Origin of the sequence: Rhodococcus erythropolis R138 (assembly GCF_000696675.2) — a bacterium.
In the GTDB taxonomy this organism is placed as follows: Bacteria; Actinomycetota; Actinomycetes; order Mycobacteriales; family Mycobacteriaceae; genus Rhodococcus_F; species Rhodococcus_F erythropolis.
In genome coordinates this window covers 30498-51540 of the sequence record NZ_CP007256.1, presented here as the reverse complement: position 1 = coordinate 51540, position 21043 = coordinate 30498, and the positions used below count along the sequence as shown (strand labels likewise).

Annotated in this window: 23 protein-coding genes; 8 read left to right on the top strand and 15 right to left on the bottom strand. The window is 62.3% G+C overall.

The genetic code is table 11. From position 1 onward, the window contains the following. Positions 1-838: 838 nt before the first annotated feature. A complete protein-coding gene (locus tag H351_RS28910; protein WP_029257083.1) occupies positions 839-1810 on the top strand; it encodes a DUF4192 domain-containing protein in 972 nt (323 codons plus the stop codon). Between the two features lie 144 nt (positions 1811-1954). Here H351_RS28910 and H351_RS28905 read toward each other — a convergent pair whose 3' ends face one another. The 6 genes from H351_RS28905 to H351_RS28880 are packed head-to-tail and all read right to left on the bottom strand — an operon-like array spanning position 1955 to position 4795. Next, positions 1955-2173, bottom strand: a complete 219-nt coding sequence (locus H351_RS28905) for a carboxymuconolactone decarboxylase family protein (protein ID WP_244891513.1) — start codon at positions 2171-2173, stop codon at positions 1955-1957. Next, entirely contained in the window at positions 2173-2556 is a 384-nt protein-coding gene (locus tag H351_RS28900) for a hypothetical protein (protein ID WP_244891512.1), read from the bottom strand. Before H351_RS28900 ends, H351_RS28905 begins: the two co-directional genes overlap by 1 nt. A 56-nt stretch (positions 2557-2612) precedes the next feature. Further along, complete coding sequence (locus H351_RS31950) at positions 2613-3572, bottom strand: hypothetical protein (RefSeq protein ID WP_144440139.1); 960 nt, start codon at positions 3570-3572, stop codon at positions 2613-2615. 14 nt (positions 3573-3586) lie between these two features. After that, positions 3587-3895 carry a hypothetical protein gene (locus tag H351_RS28890; RefSeq protein WP_029257087.1) on the bottom strand — a complete coding sequence of 103 codons (309 nt, stop codon included), beginning with the start codon at positions 3893-3895 and terminating at the stop codon, positions 3587-3589. A gap of 20 nt (positions 3896-3915) precedes the next feature. Beyond that, entirely contained in the window at positions 3916-4140 is a 225-nt protein-coding gene (locus tag H351_RS28885) for a S1 domain-containing protein (RefSeq protein WP_029257088.1), read from the bottom strand. Between the two features lie 28 nt (positions 4141-4168). Continuing rightward, the gene (locus tag H351_RS28880; protein ID WP_029257089.1) at positions 4169-4795 is read right to left on the bottom strand and encodes a hypothetical protein; all 627 of its coding nucleotides are present in this window, start codon (positions 4793-4795) and stop codon (positions 4169-4171) included. 535 nt (positions 4796-5330) lie between these two features. Between H351_RS28880 and H351_RS28875 the strand changes: the two genes are divergently transcribed. Genes H351_RS28875 through H351_RS28865 form a run of 3 tightly spaced genes read left to right on the top strand, consistent with a single transcriptional unit; the run spans position 5331 to position 6661 of the window. After that, on the top strand, positions 5331-5582 hold the full coding sequence (locus H351_RS28875; protein WP_037121482.1) for an antitoxin VbhA family protein: 252 nt from the start codon (positions 5331-5333) through the stop codon (positions 5580-5582). Next, positions 5579-5779 carry a hypothetical protein gene (locus H351_RS28870; protein WP_144440138.1) on the top strand — a complete coding sequence of 67 codons (201 nt, stop codon included), beginning with the start codon at positions 5579-5581 and terminating at the stop codon, positions 5777-5779. Before H351_RS28875 ends, H351_RS28870 begins: the two co-directional genes overlap by 4 nt. Positions 5780-5785: 6 nt before the next feature. Next, positions 5786-6661 carry a Fic/DOC family protein gene (locus tag H351_RS28865; protein WP_081051207.1) on the top strand — a complete coding sequence of 292 codons (876 nt, stop codon included), beginning with the start codon at positions 5786-5788 and terminating at the stop codon, positions 6659-6661. Between the two features lie 60 nt (positions 6662-6721). On the opposite strand, the gene H351_RS28860 is transcribed toward H351_RS28865, so the two are convergent. The 3 genes from H351_RS28860 to H351_RS28850 all read right to left on the bottom strand — a co-directional run bounded on the left by H351_RS28860 (position 6722) and on the right by H351_RS28850 (position 10593). Continuing rightward, entirely contained in the window at positions 6722-7093 is a 372-nt protein-coding gene (locus H351_RS28860; protein ID WP_029257093.1) for a hypothetical protein, read from the bottom strand. 45 nt (positions 7094-7138) lie between these two features. Continuing rightward, entirely contained in the window at positions 7139-9694 is a 2556-nt protein-coding gene (locus tag H351_RS28855) for an AAA family ATPase (protein WP_051636625.1), read from the bottom strand. 557 nt (positions 9695-10251) lie between these two features. Continuing rightward, positions 10252-10593 (bottom strand): hypothetical protein, encoded by a 342-nt coding sequence (locus H351_RS28850; RefSeq protein WP_029257095.1) that lies wholly within the window; start codon positions 10591-10593, stop codon positions 10252-10254. Positions 10594-11201: 608 nt separating this feature from the next. Between H351_RS28850 and H351_RS28845 the strand changes: the two genes are divergently transcribed. The 4 genes from H351_RS28845 to H351_RS28830 all read left to right on the top strand — a co-directional run bounded on the left by H351_RS28845 (position 11202) and on the right by H351_RS28830 (position 15946). Continuing rightward, positions 11202-11600, top strand: coding sequence for a plasmid mobilization protein (locus H351_RS28845; RefSeq protein ID WP_029257096.1), 399 nt, complete (start codon positions 11202-11204; stop codon positions 11598-11600). Continuing rightward, entirely contained in the window at positions 11597-13381 is a 1785-nt protein-coding gene (locus H351_RS28840; RefSeq protein WP_029257097.1) for a relaxase/mobilization nuclease domain-containing protein, read from the top strand. The genes H351_RS28845 and H351_RS28840 overlap by 4 nt, the downstream gene beginning before the upstream one ends. A gap of 63 nt (positions 13382-13444) precedes the next feature. Continuing rightward, a complete protein-coding gene (locus H351_RS28835) occupies positions 13445-14218 on the top strand; it encodes a hypothetical protein (protein WP_029257098.1) in 774 nt (257 codons plus the stop codon). A 120-nt stretch (positions 14219-14338) separates the two neighbouring features. Then, positions 14339-15946, top strand: coding sequence for a toll/interleukin-1 receptor domain-containing protein (locus H351_RS28830; protein WP_029257099.1), 1608 nt, complete (start codon positions 14339-14341; stop codon positions 15944-15946). A 93-nt stretch (positions 15947-16039) separates the two neighbouring features. Here the strand turns inward: H351_RS28830 and H351_RS28825 are convergent, their stop codons facing one another. The 6 genes from H351_RS28825 to H351_RS28800 form a co-directional block, all read right to left on the bottom strand. Beyond that, a complete protein-coding gene (locus H351_RS28825; RefSeq protein ID WP_037121490.1) occupies positions 16040-16993 on the bottom strand; it encodes a hypothetical protein in 954 nt (317 codons plus the stop codon). Between the two features lie 64 nt (positions 16994-17057). Next, entirely contained in the window at positions 17058-17768 is a 711-nt protein-coding gene (locus tag H351_RS28820) for a DUF4913 domain-containing protein (protein WP_029257100.1), read from the bottom strand. Further along, positions 17765-19678, bottom strand: coding sequence for a type IV secretory system conjugative DNA transfer family protein (locus tag H351_RS28815; protein ID WP_029257101.1), 1914 nt, complete (start codon positions 19676-19678; stop codon positions 17765-17767). Before H351_RS28815 ends, H351_RS28820 begins: the two co-directional genes overlap by 4 nt. After that, positions 19678-20229, bottom strand: coding sequence for a thermonuclease family protein (locus tag H351_RS28810; protein ID WP_029257102.1), 552 nt, complete (start codon positions 20227-20229; stop codon positions 19678-19680). Before H351_RS28810 ends, H351_RS28815 begins: the two co-directional genes overlap by 1 nt. Then, on the bottom strand, positions 20226-20465 hold the full coding sequence (locus H351_RS28805; RefSeq protein WP_029257103.1) for a hypothetical protein: 240 nt from the start codon (positions 20463-20465) through the stop codon (positions 20226-20228). The genes H351_RS28810 and H351_RS28805 overlap by 4 nt, the downstream gene beginning before the upstream one ends. Beyond that, entirely contained in the window at positions 20462-21040 is a 579-nt protein-coding gene (locus H351_RS28800) for a hypothetical protein (RefSeq protein WP_029257104.1), read from the bottom strand. Before H351_RS28800 ends, H351_RS28805 begins: the two co-directional genes overlap by 4 nt. Between the last annotated feature and the right edge of the window lie 3 nt (positions 21041-21043).

The following is a 21043-nucleotide window of genomic DNA, read 5'->3' as shown; positions in this document are numbered from 1 at the left end:
GGTGATACGTGAAATGTCGTTGTCGGTGTCCGCGTGGAGAAGGGAGTCGATCCACGCGATCGACCCGGTGTTGAAGTACTCGCCGCCGGAAACTTCGAAATAGACGATGTCGGTACGAGCGGCAGGAACTTGTTCGCCCCCCGTGTGCGTCTGGGCGGTTCATCGGGGATCCTCGACTGCGCGTTGATGCACTGGTGTGTGCCCCCGGCGACGAAGCGAGCATGACTCGATTGTGTCCAGCCAAAACGCCCATAGGCCGGCCGCGTCGAGGTGGCCGAAAATCTGAGCAGGCCTGTGATCTGAGCCATAATGGGAATATAAAACGAACTATCGACTTAGTCAACCGACTTACGATAGTTTGTGTGAGCTGTAACAGGCTCTTAACCGCTCCCATTCAACCCAGTGCGCTCAAGGCGACGTTTCCGGTGTGGCGGGGTAACTCACCAGCGTCCAGTCAACGCGCGCCCCTCGCGGAGACGACGTACCGAACCCGAAGACCATGTGGTCGCCGGAAGGGCGACGCCTGCCTGTTGGCCGGCCACCTTCGGTGTCCCCCGAAATGAACTCCGCTGCGCTCCGTTCTGTGAAAAACATTGATTTGTTTTCACTTCTGGCCTTCCGATTCTCGTCGGCGGTGACCTGCGCGCAACCCCTGGCGGCGCAAGCGCCGGCCGATGGCTCCGAGAAATTTTCGCCACTCGCAAGCTCCCGCCGAAAATTTTCTCGGTCCAGGGGTGGCACTCCGGCCCCCTCATGCCGACGCGATTCTCCTTTGCCAGAAGGCGAAAAAAATTGGCGGGGCACGAGGCCCGGTCACTTTCACAGCAAGGGGAACGACATGCAGAACATCCGTTTGAGGACCGCCACCGACGTCTTGGCCGCAATCCCGGCATTGCTCGGATTCGTCCCCGTCAATTCCGTCGTGATGAGCGCTCTCACCGGATCACCGGCCACGCTCGCGTTCGTTGCGCGCACCGATGTCATCGGCGCTGATGCGGCAGCTGACTACAGCACCGCACTCGAGCAAGCGGCAGTCACGTCGGTTATCTGGGTTGTCGTCGGCGCCGGTCCGGTGGCAGCCGCCGGACTCGATCAGATCGAGGCAGCTCAGCGCGAGCTCGACAGCAGGGGAATCCGCAGCGTCCGCACCCTTGTCGCCGAGTCTCTCGAAATCGGAGCGGAGTGGTTCGACACCAACGGCGAGGAGAGTGGACGCACCGCCGACCCGATCCTGTCGGAGGTCAGCATGAACCGAATCATGAGCGGGCGTCAGACGTCGAGCAGCCGCGCCGAGATCGAAGCGCGTTACCGCGAGGACACGGCCGCCGACATGGATGCCGCCCGCGCCGCCGCAGCCGAGCAGGGCGAGGACTTCGCACGAAACACGATCACGGAAATCGCCGCAGTCGTGCGCAATTTCGAGGTTCCCAGTCTCGACCTCGCCGCCCGCGCCGGAGTGTGCGCGGCAGCGGACCCGCACCACCGCGATGCCATGATCGGAATCGTCACGATCAGCCCGCAAGCGGCAGCGGACGCCTTCGGCACCATCGCCGCGCACCTACGCGGAAATTACCGAGTCCAGATCCTCACCCTTGCCGGGTTGGCCGCATACGTCGACGGCGACGGAATTGCCGCCGGAATTGCGTTCGAGGCCGCGAACGCCATCGGCGTCGATCCCAGCCTCACGACGTTGCTCAAGCTGCTCGACTCGTCCCGCACGGCCGGACTCAAGCCCGAGACCATCGCCGAACTTGCCACCATCGGCGTCGAGGTAGCGCGTTCGATGGGAATCGAACTCGACACCGAATAGCCGAACGGACAAAAACGCGGCCCCGACTCAACTCGAGAGAGTCGGGGCCGCCCCCGTACGCGGTGGTGGTTGCTCGGGCATCGAGCCCTTACAACCACTGCGCCACACTGCGCGCACCGGCGACCCGGACGCGTCGTGCGTCGTTCAGTGGAAAAGCTCGTCCGAATCGCCCGCCGCCGGAAAAGCGATGTCGATACGCGGAGTCTGCACAACCGAAGTTCCGGTCAAACCCGCCACGACTGCAACGAGATCCGCATCGGTGATCCTTTGCGTGTGCTTCGTTGCCTGGTACGCGGCCGCCTCCACAGCAGACCGCTCCCGCGGAGTGAAGTTCTCGCTCATCTTCTGGTGCCCTTCGCTCATCAAAAAAGTGTCGCGGTGCTTGTGTGGCGCAACACCGCTTGAACTGCTTCCGCATCCCAACCGTTGCGCAATGCTTCGCGCAGCGCTCGCAACCGAGCAACCCGCGCCGCACGATCCGGCCCGTACCAATGCCAGCTCTGTCCCCGGCCGCCGCCGCGACCTTTCGCGCTCATCCTCACAAGATTCTGTGATTGCGTACCCGCAACCACATGCGGACGTCCGGCGATGCTCGTCGTGGCCCGGACACAGATCGGGTTGTCGCACACTTCGTGGATCGCGAACTCGGAATCGGTCAACGGTCGACCGAGTTCGAGCATCAGCGCGTACCGATGCGGACGCACGACTCGCTGCCGGCCGTCGCGCATCAGCCAAAAGGCCGGCAACGGGGGCGTATACGAAAGTTGCACTATTGCTATCAGCCACTTTCATTCGGAAGCGTTTACGGTTTGCGAAACTCTCGCATGAGAGCGTTGTGAAGTTCATCGACGGCGGGACCGAAGGTATGCGAAGCGTCCGACAAGGCCCCGATAGCTGCTGCGAGTGCATCGGATTGTTGAGCGCGGAACAACGCTGGCAGTGCACTGTATGCGAGTGATCCTTGGTCGTTGTCGAACGGACTGCGCAGCTCACTCAGCGGCCGGATCTCGCCCCGGTACAGATCAGACGAGGGGTACCCTTCCGCTGACCACCGCGCGGACGCGTCCGTCAGATCCTGGAACGGCGCCGGCATGTTGAGATCGCCGCGATTGAATGCCGAAAGCGCCGGCGCGACCCAATCCAGCACGGCCAGGCCGGAGCGCTCATATGCCTTGTTGACGCACCAACGCGCTACGCGTCGTTGGTCGGTCTCATTCATGGCGATGATCAACGCCACCAACTCGGGATTGTGACGGACGAGTTGCGGAGCAGCAGCATTGTCGTTGAGGGCTTCGAAATCGCCGGTCAGTGGTCCGTTCTGACGCCAGGGATCATCGTCGATCACCGGTGATCTGTCTGCGCCCGTATTGAGTTCGATGCGACTGATGCGTTGTGGCACCGCGCCCTGGTGGACCCCGACCTCCGAGTCCCGAACGAAATCTTCCGCGGACGTCGGTGGTTCGTCGTCGAGGATGACGGCGTCTTCGAGATCGAGTAGTTCGTAATCCTCGTCGTCGAGTTCCAGCGATTCGTCGATCGGATAGAAGGAGTGCGCGCGGTAGCGGAAACCTTCGATCAGCAACGGGCTGATGTCCATCCAGGCGAACCTGACTGGCGAGCCGGGGTACAGATCGAGGGGTTGCTCCATCGGCATCACCTCTTTGGCGTCAGCCCAACATCCGCCGGGAGTCTCCGCGGAGTCGAATACACCCCACCCTTGCTCGGCATACCAAACCCTGACCGAACCTGTCACTTTGCTCATGCGGGTTTGCTCCTTTAGCCCACCGGGCGGATTTGATCGATGAACAGCTCCATCATGGCCGCTGACCTGTCGGCGGGACCGTCCTCGCTGAAGATGCGGTCCATGAGTTCCGTGACAGGTAGCGGCTTCGCGATCTCGACGAATTGATCGCCCACACGTCCCAACCGCAGTTGATCGCTGGTATCGACACAATCCAGAACGCGCTGAACATCGCCTCGATCGGCCACGAACGACGTCGGCCCCATCGCTTTGAGTACGTCAGCGATGGAAACCCAGTCCTCGACAGCGTGCATCTCACTGAGAATCATTTCCGTCAGATTCATCGCCCGCAGCTTCGTGGCCCTTACGCGCCGCGCTGCTTTACCAGGATTGCCCGGAACGCGTAGCCGTCCTGTTCCGTCTGTTCCCAGTCGAGATCGACTGTCGCACCCACAGTCAGAGTCCGGTATCCGGGCCCGTCGATGTTGCTGAAGTGCGCCCAGCATCCACCAGGAGTTTGCGGGGAGTCCAGCACTCCCCAACCCAGCTCGCCGTGCCACTCCCGCACCGTTCCCGTCGTCTGCCCCATGACACGAACTATGTCACGGCAGCCCGAATCACCACAGCGTGAACGGCAGCCCGGCCTGCTCGGCGTCGCGGATGCTTTCCTCGATGCTGTCAAGGTCTTCGTTGCGGTCGATGCCGGTTCGGATGGCGTCGGCGATGGCTCGCGTGCGGCCGGCGGGGCCGCGGACATCGGCAAGTGGGCTGGAGATGTTGCGGCGCCGGAGATCGTACTCGCTGCGGTTGGTGCGATTGGTTCCCAGAAGCATGTGGGTAGGGTTGGTGCAGCCCGCGAAGTCACACTGGTGACACAGCACAGCGTCATCGGTGCCTGACCATCCCAACCGCGGAATCACGCCGTGTTCGAGCTGGTAGGCGAACAAATGCGCCGGCACAGTCCCTCGACGGGACGGCCCGGGCAGACTCGCCGCCCGGAAGGAACCATGCCCGGTCGAGGACACCCCGCCGATCCAAGGCCAGCACTGATTGTGTTGTCGTCGGTAGCGTTTGGATTGAAATCGGAAAACGACAGCAGAATCGTCGAGCCAGGACCGCCACAAGCGTTCGGGGATCCGGACCGGTTGCGGTTGACCAATCAGCGTCATCTGGAACGCAGGCGGTGCGGGGACGCTGTCGGGCATCCCGGGAAGCGGCAGTGGGGCGTCGTTGACGAACGACATCACCGGCCTCCTGAAATCTCGATTCGAGCTGTTGGTACCGGATGACGGTAGGTGCAGGGTCTGACAGGTATCACAGTTGGGAGTTCGCATGCGGGCGCCTGATTGATATCAGCTGGACCGCCGGCAGTGACCTAGTGACGCGAGCATCCCAAGCAGTGGCATCGGAGCATCGCTGACGAAGGTCACTTCCGGCTCCTGACGCTCGATTCAAGCTGTTACCCGACTGAATCTGAAGATCAACACTGACGCCCCAGGTTTTGAGCGCGGCGGTTGTTTAGGTCGGAGACGGTAACAGCGCCAGAGCGCAGATGTGGGCATCAAGCCGTGATGCCGAGCAAATCAGGTCATCTCATCTGCGCCGTGAATTCAAGCGACAATATTCCGGCTCAGTTTGCGGAGAATGTCGGCTTCCGTGCTCCGTTTTGGCCCCGTTCCAGTGGTCGCTCATCCTCGAAAACCGGCAATGATCAGGTAGAATAGATAACGATGTGCACGTCCCGTGCCAACAAACTTTTGAGACGATGAAGGAGCGCTGGTGACCGACTCCCACCTCACCACACGTCCCTCATCGCTCATTTCGCAATCGCGCCTGACCGAAGCTGAAATCGATCGTGCACTTGCCGCAGCGACCGCCGGTCACCGCATGGCAGGTATGGAACCCACCGCCGCTGATCTCGAAATCGGCCGTAGGCAATTACGCGGAGAAATCACCGGGGACGAAGCCGTGAGCCTTGCCATCGCTGCAGCGCTCACAGCACGAAATCAACGCAAGGAGCAATGCTCATGACCACAGCACGCAAAGTCGCCGACCAGCACGCGGGCGCTCGCAGCATCGAAGAATCTGTCCAGTTCGCCACCGCCGGCGTTCGACTGGCCGGCGGTACCGTCACCGAAGAAAACGAAGCCGCGACCCGCCGAGTACTCACAGGCGAGAAAACAGCAGAACAAGAGCTGTCCGCGCTGCGCCGCACACTGGGGTACTGACGACCCTTGCCGCCGAAAACTTCGCAGTTCCGTTCCTGGGATGACTACTACATCCCAGGAACAACTGTTCTACGCAACAAGCTGACCAGCACAGCCGAACCGTACGGAACAACGGATCCTGACAAGCTCCGCAGCTACGAAGAAGCTGCCACCCACATACGCATGGGTGAACTAGCCCGCACACCGGTCTCCGGAAAGTTCGACTACAACCACCTCAAAGCCATCCACCGGACCTTGTTCCAAGACGTCTACGACTGGGCCGGAAAAGAACGTACCGGCCCACTCAACCAAATGAGTAAAAGCGGACCCGACGTCGTCAATTATCCTCCCGGTGATCCCCACGCGCCCACGGTCAACTACGGCTACTACCCAGCCCCCGCCATCGCCGACGCCGCCGACCTCCAATTCCGCCGACTCGCGAAACAAGACCTCCTCCGCGGCCGAGGCCGCGAAGAATTCCTCACCGGTCTCGCTGAACACTGGGGCGAAATCAACACCATCCACAGTTTCCGAGAAGGAAACACCCGAACACAATTCGTGTTCTTCTCCGAACTCTCCCGCCATGCCGGATACGAACTCGACATCGCACAATTCGCCGAAAATGCGCCGCTACGAACCGAATTCGTCTACGCACGCTTCTACAACCAATCCACCACCCGAACAGACCGCCTCGAAGCGGTGCTGAACAAAGCCCTCACCGAAGCGCACCCACCGGTATCGGCGCGGTCCGCCGAAGGCGCCCACCTCGAGGACCTCATGCGCAACGTGCGACTCGCCTTCCCGTCGCCACCGACAACGACACGAGGCCGCAGCTCGGCCACATCCGAAACATTGCGACCCGCGGAGAATCGCAAACGCGAACAGGGGCACAACCGAGACTGATAACTGTCATCCGCCGAAATGGACTGACCAGCAGGACTGTTGCCGCCCCGCCCATCGGCGCTATGAAACTCTGTTCGCGTGATCGCTCAGCAGCCGAGCAAGAGCCCGGATCGTTTTCGGGTCGCTCATATCGCCGCCGCGCGCGCAACCAATCCGGGCACCGGACGCCGCTTCCGCAGCCTGCAACTGCTGATACGCCGCAATAAGCTCAGGACTCGGATTCGCCACCCGCTCCGCGCGACGCTGCCACTCCGCGATACGCGCGCGTTGCGCCCGGACTGCACACTGATCCTCACGCCAGATTCCGAACCTACGACGCTTCCACCGCGAGCGAACCACTGCACCGTCCATCCAGGCCGCGAACTGCGCCTTGTCCCGCTTCCACTTACGCGGCCGAAACTTTGGACTCCAACTGTCCATCAACTTTCCCATCGAGCGTCGTTAGTCTTACCGGTGTTCGGACCCATCGCCTAGCCCCTACTCGGCAACTTCGTCGGCGGTTTCTTCCTCGGAGTCCTCGTCCGCCGGGCTGAGTGGCGCTCCGTCTGCATCGACTTCGGTTTCTTCCTCGGAGTCCTCGTCCGCTGCCTGGCTGAGAGGTGCTTCGTCTGCATCGGCCGTGTCAACTGCGGCAGGCGTTCCTGTGGGAGCCAGGGCATCTGCCTGGTTCTCGCTGTTTGTGATGTCATCGAGGTCTATCCGCCCTTGGTCTTTCAGCCGCGGCAATAGGGGCAGACGTTCTAATTCGGTCCGAAATACAGAGAAGGCCGCGATCCGCGTGAGCGGATTCTCTCCGAGCTTGTGGTCGCGTTTGATGGTCGCGAGTCCAGCTCGGATGATGTCCCCGATCTCTGTGTCGTCGGCCGCTGCTTCGATACGACGGAGTACGACAAGAGCTTGGTCCTGAATGCAGCCATCGGGGTGAGCTTCGAAGAATTCGGTAATGAGCTGCTCAACGCGCCTGTCACGACGCCGGGCCGCCTCATTCTCGCGTGCAGTTGTCAAGGTGGTGCTCAGTTTGGCTATGAGGGCTGCGAAGTTCGCGTCAATAACCTTCACTTCTCGAGGCTGCACTTGGTCGTTGGCGTGTTCACCGAGGTAGGCGATCAACTCTTTGGCGAAGCCTGCCTTGCCTATGCCAGTGTCAAAAGCAGAGCGGAAAGCTGTCTCGATGGCATCCCACAGAGAAGGTGTTTCCGGTGAGATGCAGGCTAAGATCGCCTCGTCGGTCAACGCAGTGGATTCGTCGACACTTAAGCCGAGTAGGTGTGTGGCGTAGCGGCGTGCTGCAATTCCAGCTAGTGGCAACGGGACCAGGTCCTCGGGCTCCTCGACGACCACGCCAGGTTCTGTCACAGCGTCCGGCACGGCCTCCCCAAGCATTACAATCAATTCTTTTGCCACGGTCGGACGTCCCTTGGCTCCACCCTTGAGGATCTGTCGTCGAGCTTCCTGACCGGCACCGTCGCTGTCGAGCAGGACTGCACACGCAGGCTTGAACTGGTCTCGTCCGCGTGCCAGGTACAGCATGTAGGGCATGTTCGAGCCACCGGGTACGAGCGTTACCTGGTTGAGGTCCAGGGTGGCACTCGGTGCGGCACCGGCGAGTCGCAGGCGGGTGTTCATGCCGGAAAGCAGCACTTGGTCGGAGATGCCTTCGACAAAGAGGTTGTCGCCGCCGATGAACGCGGTCTCAGCTACAAACGCTCCGAGGGAGGTGCGTAGCGGCTCGTAGTGATTTTGTGTCACGTCGGCTACGAGCCGCGTGCCTTCGTCGCCGGTGCCCTTGTCAACGACGCGGACGCGGTGACCGGAGTTGCGGTTGATGAGAAACGGGGAGTGCGTTACATACACGACTTGGTCGGTGCGATCGGTGTTGTCGGGGTGGGCGTAGTACTCCAGGATTCGTAGTAGGTCTTGCTGCCCGGTGGCCGACAGATATGCGTCGGGCTCGTCCATCAAAAGCACTTCGGGCACTGAAGGTCGCTCGTGAGACCAGAGTTGAACAAAGTACGACAAGAAATATGTCAGTCCGCGGCTGCGCTCGCTGAACGAGTAGTCGGTACCAGTACGGTCACGAATCGTGAAGACCAGCTCGTGCTCACGCGGCGAGATTCGGAGTGCGAAGTCCTCATCCTGGCTCCACCACCTTGAGACGTTGAGGTGTCGGGCGATGGAGTCATTCATCTTTTGGATAAGAGCGTTGACCAGGCCTTCACGCTCTTCTGCGATCGCGTTATAGAGGTCGGCGAAGGCGCTCCGATCGATGCGTGCGATCTTTGTCAGTAAGTCTTGACCCAGTTTTTGCTGCTTTGCGGCCAGCGCCTGCACAGTTTCATCCTCGGTCGTGGTGGGGGCCAGATCGATAAGGGCGAACAAGGTGCTGGCTTGCTCCCTAAGGGCCTCCAGACCGCTCACTCCGGCCAGGAAGCGCAACAGATCAATGCGGTTCTTCCGTCCTGAGGGGACGGGCTCAATTCCGGCGAGGGAGGCTAGCGATACCGAGTCGGGGAGGTCTACTTGAGTCTGGAGTTTGTGAGCCTTTGGTAGTAACGCCTGTAGCGCGACGGCTTGAGCCCCGCTGAGCAGAACCCGCTTCTCATCGGTGTTAAGGACCTGCACGACTCCGGCTTCGGGGCGCAACAATAGAAGGTCGTCATTCTTGTAGAGCGGGATTTTCAAAGTAGCAAGTTCGCTTCGCTCGATGTCCGACAGTGCGAATTGAGCGCCTACTTCCGGGTACAGGCGTTTGTCCTTCTCGACCGAGAACAATGTCGAGTAACGGCAGAAGTCACTACGGGAGTGTTCTTCTCCCGAGAGCACAATGTGGATGGCATCGAGCAGATGGGACTTGCCAGACTCATTGGCGCCGACCACAGCAGTGATGTCGTGCTCGAGACTGACTGTTATGTGCGGCAGCCAACCATCGCCCGTCACCTGCCAATCCTTCTTCTTCGACGACGGCGCGAACTTCAATTCGTAGTCGTAGTTGAACGATTTGTACCAGCGGACCAAAACCTTGCGGATGCGCACGGCATGCCTTTCGTCTGTCGAAGCTTGGTCGCGTGTGCGACCAAGCGAGCAAAGCACGGCCCAGACACGCGTCACGTCGAATCAACCGAATTATGTCCGACCGAGAGATCGAATTGACCAAACGAGCGAGCCACCGCTGCTGGGGCTTGGTTAGGCGAGAGGCTGCGCGCGACATCTCTTGCCGCGGTGAGGTCGTCGGCGTCGTCCGCTCGGGCGAAGACCTTCATCGAGTTTCCGGTCGACCGATCTTGCTACTTGGAGTTGCATGACGAATGCAGAGTTGAACTGACCACTTTCAATTGGCTGAACCAGGAGTCCGTCGCCCAGATGATCTACGCGACGAACGCTTTGGTGAGGTTCTCTCCCATGGGTCATGCACGCCGTGCGCGCCGTGAAGACGATCGCCAAGCACAGAGATCCCGTTGAGAAGATTCAGAGCTGGGTGCGGGCCGGGACGAGGCGCAACCACGCGGTAGTGACGCGCTTGAGCTGAGAGTGGACGACCGTTCTCGGCGTCAACCCCGAGCCGAGAACGGGTGCGGGCATCGGGTGTAGTCCTAAGCGCTTTTCTGCTCACCGGATTCAGCGGACGGCGAAGTTTCGATCTTCTTTGTCACCGGCTTCTTCGGTGCAGCCCGCTTGCCTGTTGACTTTCGAGCGGCCGGCACACGCCACTGTTTGATCGAGGTTTCGGTGAATCCGACCCGCAGCGCCTCGCTCAGCGCGGCGTCGAGGTTGCCGACGTTCGCGGCGTCCGTCCGGGCGAATTCTTCGCGTGTATCGAGGAGTTCTTTGTGTGCGGTTGCCACCACACGGATGATCTTCATCTTCTCTTCGGCTTCCGCTTTGATAGCTGCGTCGAGTGCGTCGAAGTCTGGTGTGTTCGGTGTCGTGTTCATGCGCTACATCGTAGGAGAAATCTCGCCCGCTCGTGCACCACTGAACGGGCGCTAAGCGGAACTCGCGAATACCGAAACCGTTGTCCACAGGTGGGTGTCCGGGGCGGCGTTGTGTGCACACCAGACGCGGAGCGGAGGAATCTGGTGTGTGCCCAATGCCGAGAACCCCGGTGCCCGCTTGTGGACAACATCAACCACCCGAACTGCGTATCAACCACCCGAACTGCGTATCGACGCGCTCCGCGCGGCGCATCTTCTTTTCTCCGAGATTCGCCCACAGATCGGGACTGCTCCGATCCTCATATGGATGCCCGAGATTTCCCTCTCCGCTCCGCTGCGTCTCAGGCACCCACAATCGGGACCAGCCCCCAAATGGGGACGAATTCGAGATCGAAGGAACTCGCAGGCTCGTCCTGGCGCTTTTGAGATTTCGGGGACGAGACTCAGAACGGAAGTGACCCCGAAATCTAAGCACCGGCAGAGCAAGATAGTAACTTAGGTGCCCTAAGGTGGGTCAGGTCTTGCCGCTGCGCTCTGGACCTGAGACACTGGCGTGTAGCCCCACGTGGTGGGGGCGCTGCGCTGGGCCGAAGGGAGGCACGACGGACATGAGTGAAGACGAGGTCAGTCGACCCCGCCGGTTCCGTCGTGAACGCCGGGAGAATGTGCCGGGCGGTCGAGCTGGCCGGCACGTGGTGAAGGTGACTCCCGAGGAGGAGTCCGAGTTGCTGCGCCGTGCGCAGGAAGCGCGCATCACCGTGGCGCGGCTGATGGTCGAGTCCGCCCTCTCCGACTCCGGTGAAACTGCTACTGGTCGGCGCGATCTTGCTGCGGAGTTGTTCTCCGCGTTCCGGTTGTTGTCGGCAATTTCTATCAACATCAACCAGATGGCGAAAGCCACCAACGCAACCGGAGACATCCCCGCCGAACTGAACGGCGCACTGGTCAGCGTGCGGCGTTTGGCGGACCGGATTCAGGGCACCCTCGACGAGATGTCCGCGCCGTGATCGTCAAGATTTCCCGCGGCGCCAAAGTCACCGGACTGATGTCATACCTCGCCGGTCCGGGCAAGAGCAACGAGCACACCGACCCTCATCTAGTGGCCGGTGACTACGCGATCATGGCGTGGCACGACGACAACGAACTCAGTGGCGTCGACGCTCTCGCGATCGGCAAGCAGATCGACCAGCCCCGCAAAGTCTTCGGCACCGAAATCAAGATCCCGAACTACCTGCGCGACGACGCCGGCCAAGACGTCCGCGACAGCCACGGCAAGAAGGTTCGCGACCCGATCGACCCGTACCGCGACGGAAATGTCTGGCACTGCTCGCTCTCACTCAAAGCCGACGAAGGCGAGCTGACGGACGAGCAGTGGAACAAGATCGCCACCGAGTTCATGGACGAAGTGGGGTTCACCGACACCTCCGGGCGCAGCCCCGCCAGGTGGGTCGCCGTCCGCCACGGAGTGTCAGCGAAAGGCAACGACCACATCCACATCGCCGCATCCGCCGTGCGCGAAGACGGCACCAAGGTCAACCTCTACCGCGACTGGAAACGAGCCAGCGTGGCGGCCGCACGCATCGAACGCGAACACGGCCTCGCTGTCATCGAGTCCCGTCAGAGCAAGACCGGCGAACGCGGATACCACCGCGCCGAGACAGCGCGGGCAGGACGCAACGGGCAGACCGAACTCGACCGCGATCTCCTCGCACGGCGCGTGCGCGCCTGTGCAACATCGTCGAAGTCCGAATCGGAATTCGTGCGCCGACTTCGCGGGCAAGGATTGATCGTTCGGCCCCGCTTCGCCTCCGGCCGCGATGACGTCGTGGTCGGCTACAAGGTCGCCGTCAGACCCGACCGCGATGTCACCGGAACCGATGCCAAACCGATCTTCTACGGCGGCGGGCACCTCGGTAAGGACCTCACACTCCCCCGCCTCCGCAAGGAATGGGAAGACACCCCCACCAGCTCCGGTGAAGCCGTCGCAGAATGGCGCGCAGCACGACGAGAGAAGCCCGCAGTGCGCAAGGGACGCGAGAGCGTCGTCGCCGATCCCGAACTGCTGGCACGCGCCGCGCAAGACATCGAGCAGTGGAACAAATACCTCACCAGCATTCCGGTCACCGACCGAGCACAATGGGCACGCGCCGCCGGACGAACCTCCGGTGTCTTCGCCGCGTGGTCCTCCCAAGTCGAAGCCACACCCGGCCCACTCGCGAGAGCGTCCGTCCAACTCGCACGGTCCGCGCAAATCCCCGCACACCAGCACGCACCGAAGAAGGCCGGCATCGTCTCCGCGGGCGGCGCGGCGATGATCGTGATGCAGTGCAAGCCGGGACTGAACGCAGCCGCCGGCTACGCCCTGTTACTGCGGCAACTGATGAAGGCGACCGAAGCGATCGCTGCATCATCACGCGCGGCCGGAGCCGCTGCCTACGCAGCCCAGCTCGAGACCGTGAGCCGGGTGCAACTCGAATCGGTGCACCGCCGACTCAACGCCGCCGCACAACGATCCGCCGAGACTGGTTCGGTCGCGGTCGTCGAGCGCGACGAACCCGCCCACGAGGTCACCACCACGACACCGACGACGGCACCCGAATCCGTCGAACGGACCTACACCGCCGAAGAGCAAGCCGAGATCGACGACGCCCAGAAGTCCTTGCGCCTGTCGTACCCGAGCAGCCCGACCGAAGCAGTCCGCCCGTCACCGCTCCCCCCGAAGCTCGAACCAAAACCGCGCACCGTCGCACAACCCAACCAGGGCCGGGACACCGAACGAGACGTGTAACCGGATATTGCCGCCGCCGCACAGAATGCGAACCGGTGTCCGGCCTATGTGCTCAAATGTGCCGTGAAGAACTTCTGGTCGCAGATTTGGAACGCGGAGTGGCTGGCCGACACCGGGCTTCCGTTGCTCCTTTCGCTCATCGCTTTGTACGTGGCGTACCGATTCCTCAAAGCACAGTTCAAGCACGACCGGAACTTAATCGCCGAGCAGTTCGCACACGACCGTCTCCTGGTCGCAGAGGAACGCCGACGGGCATTCGCACGGAGATTCGTCGAGGACGCCCGCCAGGCGATGACAGAGCTGGTCGAGATCAATCGCTCGTACGATAGGGACGGAGCTGACGAGGCGACTTTTCGGGCGATCTTCACCCGATCAAAGGAAGTGTTCGAGAGGCTCTCACGGTCGGCCCGTGACCTCCAGATCGCACTCGGACAATCACATCTGACCCTGGCCGCGAGGTCCGTTGCCACCTACCACCTACTTCGCATCTCCACCTACGCCGAAGCTCCGGAACTGCGGCGAAATTCCGTGCCGCTTTCTTTCATCGGCCGCGAGGCGATTGCGCGCCAGACCCTGACCGAGCAATGGACGTCGCACATACAGACTCTGGCAGCAATCCTCGATATCTGGGAAGGAACCGAGCCGTTGCCGCCGCTGGTCGGCACCCTCGCCGATGTGGAATTGCTTCCGCTGGGGCCAAGCGACACGACTCCCGAAGCATTGGGCGAATATGTCGAAGCCGTCGCGCATTGGAATGCCACATGCCGAGGCAAGTTCAACGACGAGATCGCGAACATCGTGCGAATCTCACCGATAACACCGCCCAGCGGTACATGAGCCGGCCACGTATGACGGAAGCCCCGCACGTCATGTGAGGGGTCTTCGTCGTCGGGCTGACTACCGGCCGGCCCAGAGCGAAGCCGCAGGTGAAAACCGGACGCCCAGTAAGATGTCGGGGTGTCGAATCCTGTTCCCCCGCGCCCTGGCCACGTCTTCATTTCCTATGTTCGCGAGGACAGCCACGTCGCCGACGAACTCAAAGAATTGTTGGAGGCGGAAGGTTTTTCTGTCTGGATGGACCGGAACTCGATACCTGGCGGCACACGTTGGAAGGCGGAGATCCAGAAGGCGATCACGCAAAACAGCCTCGCGTTCGTTGCTTGCTACTCCAAGACCGGGGAGACGAAGAAATCGAACGGACAGAACGAGGAACTCGACCTGGCAGCCGGTGAACTCCGCAAGCGCCGCCCCGACACAATGTGGTTGTTCAATGTGCGCTTCGACGACTCGGATATCCCTAGGTACAACATCGGGAACGGTGAGGTACTCGGCGACATTCAGCGCCTCGACTTCTTCGGAGCAACCAAGGCGGCCCACGGCCAGCAACTCGTGAACCAGATCAAATCGCTGCTCGACGAAGAGCCGCCGGCGGCCTCAGCGCCCGCCGCTCCACCTGTAGCGCCGGCATCAACCCCGACCACTGCGCCGGTACTGGGTTCAGCCCCGACCACTTTGGCACCGACAGCCATCCCCACCGCAACTACTCCCGCCGCATCTCGCCTCGAAGAGTTGGAGCGCATCATCAGCACGCCGGGTCAGAAACCCAGCGTCGATCGCGGCGTTCAAGGAATCCTGCGCCCGGTATACAGCGAACTCCAGGACATCGACAAGTTCCCTCCGGCATACAAATCCCGAAACGACCCCGCGAGCCGAGTCCAGCAGATGGTCGATCAGGCCGGTACCTACCGAGACGTAGTTGATCCGGCGATCGATCTCTTCATTTTGGGCGGCCTGTGGGGTGCGGAGGACTACGCTCCGATCTTTCAACGATCGCTCAATAGCATCGCAGCCACGCGAGTCGACACTACGCGTCCCGGTTCACCCATCCATATGGCCCGAGACGAATATCTGACGGGTTTGGCGCTGTTTCCGACAACGCTCTTGATGTACGCCGCCACGATTGCAGCCCTCCGTGAAGGCAACTATCGCCTGATTCAGGCATTACTTTGCGAGGCCGAGCTCGATGTCTCCGAGCAGTTCGGCGGAGTTACTTTCTATCGCCCCATGATCGTCGGCGCTTCCCCCTACTACTCTCTCCGCGACGACACGATCCTCCAAGCATTGCTCGCGAATCAGCAGCAAACTCTGACCGAGGAGATGCTCGGAGCGATCGTGGACAACCGTCTCCGCCGACGACCTCGCTTCCCCGCTTCTCGATACCTCCGAGAGACGCTGCGACCCAACTTCGAGAAGATAGGAATCCACTCGGCGGAGTACGAGAAGTTGTTCGACCAAGCGGAGGTGCTCTTTTCGATGGTTACCGCCGACATCAAAGACCTCGGTCGTGTTTACACTGATCCGTGGCTTGGGGTGTTTGCGCAACGATCCGACACGTTCGATGAATCGAATTCCGTGTGGTCGAGATACCTCGAGGAAAGCGAGAGAGCCGGCGGCGACTGGTTGCCTTTGAGCGGCGGTCTGTTCGCTGGGTCACCAGACCGTGCAAAGGCTGCGGCACAGAACGTCCGAGCATTGATCGAGCACTATCTGAGGAATAACTACTAGCGGGCTGAATACGGTCCGAATCGTGAGCAGACAACGCAGGGCGAGGCAGCACGGTGACTGCCTCGCCCCTGCGTATTTCAGGTCTAGATCAGGTCAACGGCCCGCATGTTGACGATCACGCCCCTGCGACTTGTTCGGCTTCCCCTTCCTCGCGACCGGTGGCTTACCAGGCCCGGTTCGGACCGCATCGCGAGCGGGACGCCCCTGCGCAGTGTCTGCCGACATGCGCGCTGCGATCGCTTCGGAGTCGACGCCGGCCGCGTGCATGCTGTTCGCGAACGCGGTCCGCCGATCAGCGGAGTCGTACTTCTCGACAGCTTCGCCACGCTCGTCGTCACCTTGAGCGCTCTTGCCTTCCTCGACTGCCGTCGATGCTTCGGGCTGCGACCGCTGCCAGTCCCCGACAAGCTCTTTCTCTGCTTCGGTCCGTTCGTCCTTCCCCGCCTCCGGGCCGTACGTCTGCTCCCAGACGGCGAACCATTCCGGAGTGTTCTCCCGCGCCCACGTCTTCGCTTCTTCGAGCTCGACCGCAGCGCGTTCTGCTTTACGGTCGGCGCTCTCGGCCGCGGCCATCGCAGCGCCAGCTTCGACGCGGTCCTGCGCGGCCTGCTTCTGCTCGGTACCTGCGACGTCCTTGTACGCACGGCCGTAGGCGAGGAACTCCCGTGCTGCCTGATCGTTGTCGACGTCGAAGCCGTATCGCTCGTGGACTTCGGAACGGATCTTGTGCGCAGCCTGGGCGGCGATCTCCGATTCAGGACTCCACGCCTTTGCCTGCAAGTAGGCGTCGGTGATCGCTTCCGGCTTCGCTTGATCCCACCATTGCTTGTCCGAGACTCCTCGGAGCGGGGTCTCGGCGGCCGTCCGTTCGACCTTGAGACGTTCGGCGTACTCGCGGGTTGCCTGTTCGCTGCGATGCTGTGCATCTCGCATTCGTTGTTCGCGGGAGCGTGCCATCTGCTCGGCGAGTCGGCTCATCACCTGCATGGCCACGCGCATCGCCATGCCCATTTCGCGGCCGATCGTGCCTACTTCGTCATCGGACATCTGCTCTCACCTTTCGTCGAACCGGTCCGCCGGGTGCGGGCCGAAAGTGCGGTTTCGTGGGGGTTCACGTCTCGCGCTGATCGGGGAACAGCGCATCCGGAGCCTTGTCGGTGGGCAGCGGCTTCACGGAACCTTTGTGGCCCCGCTCGGCCGAACACGCCTTGAAGGGGCCATCGCCGGCGAACAGCTTTTCCATGTGGTGATCGGCGTGATCGCGCCACCACACACTCATGCCGGTCTTCGCATCCAGGCGTAGGTACTCCCACGCCCGCCAGAGAGCTTCGACGCGGTTGACCGCTTCCTCGTGCTTCCACCACTGCGGGCACCACACCCGCGAAGGGGTGTCCGTCACCTGACGGCGGTACGTCGGAGCGAGCCAGTCCCGCATGAACTCTTCTGCCGAGCCGAACACCATCTGCGGTTCCGGCTCGGGTTCGACTTCCTCCGGGATCTCGAGCGCCGCCGCGAGCTGCGCGACGAGGCGCGCTTGTGCGGCTTCTTGAAGCTGGGCATGCAGTTCGGGAGTGAGCATCTCCTCGAACTTCGCGGCTGCGATCGCATCAGCTTCCTGACTGATCCGCTTGTCCATCGCGCGTGCCACGAACCCTTCCATCTGCGCACTGAGCGCAGCGGCAGGTTCGGCGGGCGCAGCGATGCCAGGATCAACAGCGGGCGCCGGGTCGCCGGGGTCGTCGATCGGTACCTCGTCGTAGGCACCTTCCGGTGGCGGCTCGAAGTCGTCGGCGAATCCGGGGAAATCGAAATCGGTGCTCATGCGACCAGCTCCACTGCGTCGACGGCGCCGACCTTGGTGACGGCCTTCGCCAGGGTCTTCTCCGGTTCGGGATCGTGAACCTTGATCGAGGCCACGACAGCGTCCTTGTTCGGTCCCTCCCACCAGGGCACCGTCTTCACCAGGGTCGGTGAGTTACCGGAGGAACGTACGACTGCGCGGCCGCGGGGCAGTGCTTCGAGTTCGGCTTCGGTGAGGGTGCGTTCCTTGCTGCGATGCTTGGAGACGCTGCGACCGTTGCCGCTGTTGGAGACGGAGCCGGTGATTTCCCAGTGCTCACCGATCGCGGTGGACATGTCCTTGAGGAAGTTGCCGTCGTCGACTGCGACGCCGCCGCCGTAGACGCGCACGTTCGAGGCGGACCACAGTTTGCTCATGCCCTTGGCGCCCCACACGTCCTCGCCCTGTGACCAGGACTGCAAGATCGCCATGATCAGGATGCCGCGTGAGCCGTAGTGGCTGTAGAGGCCGGGGAGCTTCGTCCAGCGCACCACGTTGGCGACCTCGTCGAGAGCTGCAATCAGTGGCTTGGGCAGACGACCCTTCGGTGAGCTGGTGGCCAGCTGCTCGGCGGCGTCGATGATCGCGACCGTCAGGGCTGTGACCAGCGGTCCGGCCGAACCGTTGCCTTCTCGCGAGAGGCTGTACATCGTCTCGTCGTTGGCGACGAACGCCCGAGGATCGAAATGCGGGCGGTTGTCCCCCGGACCCATCGGGCGCACCCACGGGTGGACCGCGGAGAGCTTGAGCGAGCGAATCATCTTCTTGGCCGTGGTGAAAACACCGGATCGCTGTTTTTCGGTCTGGTTGTACTGCGCCGCCAGGCCGCTCGCCTGCATCGCGTACTTCCCGCCGGCCGCCGTCTTGAGGATTGCGACAGGTTCGTCGTTGGTCTCCTGTGTCGCCCAGAGGTACACATCGGTGATCGGACGGTTGTCGACGGCGGCCGCGAGGAGCAGCCCGGCGACCAGGTCTTGCCCTTCCGGATCGAAGAACGGGTCCTTTTTCGCCTCGACTCCGTCGTCACCGGCAGCGAAGTGTTCTGCCAGGTCAGCGGCCTTGACCTCGTCGGTGACCCAGGACAACGGATTCCACCACCACGTCGGTTCCTCACCGGCGACGCCCTGCGGATCGAACACCCACACTTTCCGCGGAACGAGGGTGTTCACATGCACTTTGCCCTTCGCGACGGGCTTGGCCGGGTCGCTGTAGGTTCTCCAGTCCACCGACCGGGCCTTGACCTTGTCTCCTGTTTCCCGGTCGATCAGCCGCACCGACCGCCATGCCCGAGTCGCGTCGACGACGTCACGTTTGTTGGACGTGGTCAGCACCGCTCCCAGCGCCGACAGGATCGCCGGAATGACCCGGGAGGAGGACTTGCCGGTACGTGGTCCCCAGATGTCGCAGTGAAGATCCTGGTAGCTGCCGCGCAGCATCCGCCCGGTGAGCAGGTGCTTGCCGATCTGCACCCCGACTGCTTTTGTTCGGTCCTTGAGCTCTTCTTTCATGCCCAAGCTCTTGTACGCGATCGAGCGGCATTCCTTTTCGGTGATGCCCTTGATGTCGCGTCCGGTGCCCATGACCTTCGCTTTCGCGTCGATGCGGGTCTTCTCCCCCTGCACCCGCCGCACCAGCACGGCCGTGGCCACCACGAGGCCGATCACCGCCGCCAGGACCAGGGCAACCACCAGGGTCGACCCGGTCTCCCACACCAGCTCGCCCCGAATCAAGCCCTTGACGATCGCGATCGGGTTTCCCGGCGCGGTCTGGTCGGTCCCGAGGTGGATACCTGCCCACACGCTGCCGCCGACCACTGCCACCAGACCGGCGATGAGAACCGCCGGCAACAGCCCGTCCGAGGCTGATGGATCTTTCACTGTCCTGGTACTCATCAGTTTGCCTCTCCGTTGCACGGCGGACCCCAGAGTCCGATTCCTGCCGAACGCGCATCCTCTTGCGCCTCAGCTATTTCCGCGGTCTTCTCGATAGGTGTGTTGCCGTAGACGTACGCCCGCGCCATGCCCGACCGAGCTGCAAGTACGCCGTAGTCGGTGCCGTCCGGCAAGGTCAGGTAACGCAGTGATCGGCCGTATCGGTCGACGTCGTCGGAGCGAGGGTCGCCCGTCAACGTCACCGCTGCATCGTCGAGCGTCGTGTGCGCCCAGGCGCTTGCTTCCGGTCCCCAGCACTGCACCGCCGCATCGGGTTTGACCGTCTCCGGAGTGTCGATCCCCAAGATCCGGACCCGCAGATCCTCGCCGGAAGTCAGACGGACATCGGCAGTGTCGCCGTCGACGACCCGGACCACTTGACCCGACGTCGACGCCGCGGAATCGGTGACCGGTGCGATCAACTCGCGAACAGTGACCGTTCCCCAGATACCGGCCCCGACGACCGCGAGCGCAACAGCGCAGTTCAGCAGCCGGTGCGCTCCCCCGCTCATGAGATCTCCACGACGGTGGTGACGGTGGCGATGTAGCCGGGGCGTTCGCTGCGCATCATCCCTGGCTGCTGCACGGACGTGGGCGTGATGGTGTGCGAATGTCCCTGCACGACAACGAAAGTGTTGTTCGACTCCAATTCGCCGATCAGGTCGTGCAAGCTGCCGAGGGCGATGCCCAGTGCCGCCGCCGGCTCACCGGCAGCGGTTCCGGTCGCGTACAGAAATTGATGGCTCATCGCACGGCCACCGCACTCACGCGCCAGACGCCGAGTTTGGTCGCGCTCATGTATGCCGCGAAGGTGGTGCTGCTCAATGGTTTCCCCTCCGGTGTGGTTGCTGTTTGTGTCACCGCGAGAACGCGGGAAACTTTCGCCGGCTGATCGGCCGGGTGTTCGTCGCTGGTCACACTCGCCGATGCTGTGACGATCGCGCCCTCGTCTGCCCAGCTCTGCCACTGTTTGCCGGTGATCGGGGCGAGGGCGATGAAGGAACCGGAGTTCTCCGAGTAGTACCGCTCGTCGAAGAGCGGCGCGGCACGCTGCGCTGCGGCCAGCTGGTTCGCATCCTCGGCGGGGGCGTAGGAGAACAGGGCTTGCGCTGCGCCGACCATGACCGATTCCGGATCGTTCTGGTCGACTCCGGCGAACGCACCCGGCAGTGGCGGCGGGGGCGGGGTTGTCAGTGAGCTGTCGGCGGGGCCTCCCTCGTCGAGGGGATGGTCGTCGTGGCCGTCGCCTCCGGAACCACATCCGGCGAGCAGAAGCGCCCCGGCCAGCAGGGCAGCGGCCGCAGTGTTGCGTGTGCGAGTCATGAT

What these genes read in the sequence shown, in the direction of transcription:
- H351_RS28910 (WP_029257083.1), top strand. Translation starts at nt 839, where the DNA reads ATGCAGAACATCCGTTTGAGGACCGCCACCGACGTCTTGGCCGCAATC.
- H351_RS28905 (WP_244891513.1), bottom strand. Translation starts at nt 2,173, where the DNA reads ATGAGCGAAGGGCACCAGAAGATGAGCGAGAACTTCACTCCGCGGGAG.
- H351_RS31950 (WP_144440139.1), bottom strand. Translation starts at nt 3,572, where the DNA reads ATGAGCAAAGTGACAGGTTCGGTCAGGGTTTGGTATGCCGAGCAAGGG.
- H351_RS28890 (WP_029257087.1), bottom strand. Translation starts at nt 3,895, where the DNA reads ATGAATCTGACGGAAATGATTCTCAGTGAGATGCACGCTGTCGAGGAC.
- H351_RS28885 (WP_029257088.1), bottom strand. Translation starts at nt 4,140, where the DNA reads ATGGGGCAGACGACGGGAACGGTGCGGGAGTGGCACGGCGAGCTGGGT.
- H351_RS28880 (WP_029257089.1), bottom strand. Translation starts at nt 4,795, where the DNA reads ATGTCGTTCGTCAACGACGCCCCACTGCCGCTTCCCGGGATGCCCGAC.
- H351_RS28870 (WP_144440138.1), top strand. Translation starts at nt 5,579, where the DNA reads ATGACCACAGCACGCAAAGTCGCCGACCAGCACGCGGGCGCTCGCAGC.
- H351_RS28860 (WP_029257093.1), bottom strand. Translation starts at nt 7,093, where the DNA reads ATGGGAAAGTTGATGGACAGTTGGAGTCCAAAGTTTCGGCCGCGTAAG.
- H351_RS28850 (WP_029257095.1), bottom strand. Translation starts at nt 10,593, where the DNA reads ATGAACACGACACCGAACACACCAGACTTCGACGCACTCGACGCAGCT.
- H351_RS28845 (WP_029257096.1), top strand. Translation starts at nt 11,202, where the DNA reads ATGAGTGAAGACGAGGTCAGTCGACCCCGCCGGTTCCGTCGTGAACGC.
- H351_RS28825 (WP_037121490.1), bottom strand. Translation starts at nt 16,993, where the DNA reads ATGTCCGATGACGAAGTAGGCACGATCGGCCGCGAAATGGGCATGGCG.
- H351_RS28820 (WP_029257100.1), bottom strand. Translation starts at nt 17,768, where the DNA reads ATGAGCACCGATTTCGATTTCCCCGGATTCGCCGACGACTTCGAGCCG.
- H351_RS28815 (WP_029257101.1), bottom strand. Translation starts at nt 19,678, where the DNA reads ATGAGTACCAGGACAGTGAAAGATCCATCAGCCTCGGACGGGCTGTTG.
- H351_RS28810 (WP_029257102.1), bottom strand. Translation starts at nt 20,229, where the DNA reads ATGAGCGGGGGAGCGCACCGGCTGCTGAACTGCGCTGTTGCGCTCGCG.
- H351_RS28805 (WP_029257103.1), bottom strand. Translation starts at nt 20,465, where the DNA reads ATGAGCCATCAATTTCTGTACGCGACCGGAACCGCTGCCGGTGAGCCG.
- H351_RS28800 (WP_029257104.1), bottom strand. Translation starts at nt 21,040, where the DNA reads ATGACTCGCACACGCAACACTGCGGCCGCTGCCCTGCTGGCCGGGGCG.